Below are 2,387 nucleotides of genomic sequence, written 5' to 3'. Positions count from 1 at the left end.
TAGTAGCGCGCTCAAGACCCGAAGCGGAGTGATCTAGCCATGGGCAGGTTGAAGCGGAGGTAAGACTTCGTGGAGGACCGAACCCACCAGGGTTGAAAACCTGGGGGATGACCTGTGGTTAGGGGTGAAAGGCCAATCAAACTCCGTGATAGCTGGTTCTCCCCGAAATGCATTTAGGTGCAGCGTCGTGTGTTTCTTGCCGGAGGTAGAGCACTGGATAGGCGATGGGCCCTACCGGGTTACTGACCTTAGCCAAACTCCGAATGCCGGTAAGTGAGAGCGCGGCAGTGAGACTGTGGGGGATAAGCTCCATGGTCGAGAGGGAAACAGCCCAGAGCATCGACTAAGGCCCCTAAGCGTACGCTAAGTGGGAAAGGATGTGGAGTCGCACAGACAACCAGGAGGTTGGCTTAGAAGCAGCCACCCTTGAAAGAGTGCGTAATAGCTCACTGGTCTAGTGATTCCGCGCCGACAATGTAGCGGGGCTCAAGCGTACCGCCGAAGTCGTGTCATTGCAGCAATAGGGCCAACGCCTGCTGTGATGGGTAGGGGAGCGTCGTGTGCCGGGTGAAGCCGCGCCGGAAGGCAGTGGTGGACGGTTCACGAGTGAGAATGCAGGCATGAGTAGCGATTCACACGTGAGAAACGTGTGCGCCGATTGACTAAGGGTTCCTGGGTCAAGCTGATCTGCCCAGGGTAAGTCGGGACCTAAGGCGAGGCCGACAGGCGTAGTCGATGGATAACCGGTTGATATTCCGGTACCCGCTGTGAAGCGTCAAACATCGAACCAGGCGATGCTAAGTCCGTGAAGCCGCCCCGGAGCCTTCGGGCAAAGGGGAGTGGTGGAGCCGACGAACCAGACTTGCAGTAGGTGAGTGATGGGGTGACGCAGGAAGGTAGTCCATCCCGGGCGGTGGTTGTCCCGGGGTAAGGGTGTAGGACGCAAGGTAGGCAAATCCGCCTTGCACACAGTCTGAGACCTGATGCCGAGCCGATTGTGGTGAAGTGGATGATCCTATGCTGTCGAGAAAAGCCTCTAGCGAGTTTCATGGCGGCCCGTACCCTAAACCGACTCAGGTGGTCAGGTAGAGAATACCGAGGCGTTCGGGTGAACTATGGTTAAGGAACTCGGCAAAATGCCCCCGTAACTTCGGGAGAAGGGGGGCCATTCCTGGTGATCCGTTTTACACGGTGAGCTGGGGGTGGCCGCAGAGACCAGCGAGAAGCGACTGTTTACTAAAAACACAGGTCCGTGCGAAGCCGTAAGGCGATGTATACGGACTGACGCCTGCCCGGTGCTGGAACGTTAAGGGGACCGGTTAGTGACCTTTCGGGGTTGCGAAGCTGAGAACTTAAGCGCCAGTAAACGGCGGTGGTAACTATAACCATCCTAAGGTAGCGAAATTCCTTGTCGGGTAAGTTCCGACCTGCACGAATGGCGTAACGACTTCTCGACTGTCTCAACCATAGGCCCGGTGAAATTGCACTACGAGTAAAGATGCTCGTTTCGCGCAGCAGGACGGAAAGACCCCGGGACCTTTACTACAGTTTGATATTGGTGTTCGGTTCGGCTTGTGTAGGATAGCTGGGAGACTGTGAAGCTCGGACGCCAGTTCGGGTGGAGTCGTCGTTGAAATACCAGTCTGGTCGTGCTGGATGTCTAACCTGGGTCCGTGATCCGGATCAGGGACAGTGTCTGATGGGTAGTTTAACTGGGGCGGTTGCCTCCTAAAGGGTAACGGAGGCGCCCAAAGGTTCCCTCAGCCTGGTTGGCAATCAGGTGTTGAGTGTAAGTGCACAAGGGAGCTTGACTGTGAGACCGACGGGTCGAGCAGGGACGAAAGTCGGGACTAGTGATCCGGCGGTGGCTTGTGGAAGCGCCGTCGCTCAACGGATAAAAGGTACCCCGGGGATAACAGGCTGATCTTCCCCAAGAGTCCATATCGACGGGATGGTTTGGCACCTCGATGTCGGCTCGTCGCATCCTGGGGCTGGAGTCGGTCCCAAGGGTTGGGCTGTTCGCCCATTAAAGCGGTACGCGAGCTGGGTTTAGAACGTCGTGAGACAGTTCGGTCCCTATCCGCTGTGCGCGTAGGAGTCTTGAGAAGGGCTGTCCCTAGTACGAGAGGACCGGGACGGACGAACCTCTGGTGTGCCAGTTGTTCTGCCAAGGGCATGGCTGGTTGGCTACGTTCGGGAGGGATAACCGCTGAAAGCATCTAAGCGGGAAGCCTGCTTCGAGATGAGGACTCCCACCTCTATAAGAGGGTAAGGCTCCCAGTAGACGACTGGGTTGATAGGCCGGATCTGGAAGCACGGTAACGTGTGGAGGTGACCGGTACTAATAGGCCGAGGGCTTGTCCTCAGTTGCTCGCGTCCACTGTGTT

1 rRNA gene is annotated in these 2,387 nt (G+C 56.9%); it reads left to right on the top strand.

What is annotated here, in order from left to right:
• Window positions 1-2,365: ribosomal RNA gene (locus IQ210_RS46930) — 23S ribosomal RNA — on the top strand; the annotation flags it as partial.
• Window positions 2,366-2,387: the final 22 nt, after the last annotated feature.

Source organism: Streptomyces justiciae (genome assembly GCF_015163075.1).
GTDB classification, from domain to species: domain Bacteria; phylum Actinomycetota; class Actinomycetes; order Streptomycetales; family Streptomycetaceae; genus Streptomyces; species Streptomyces justiciae.
Note: the sequence above shows the minus strand (reverse complement) of the source record. Positions and strands in the feature narration are given on the sequence as shown.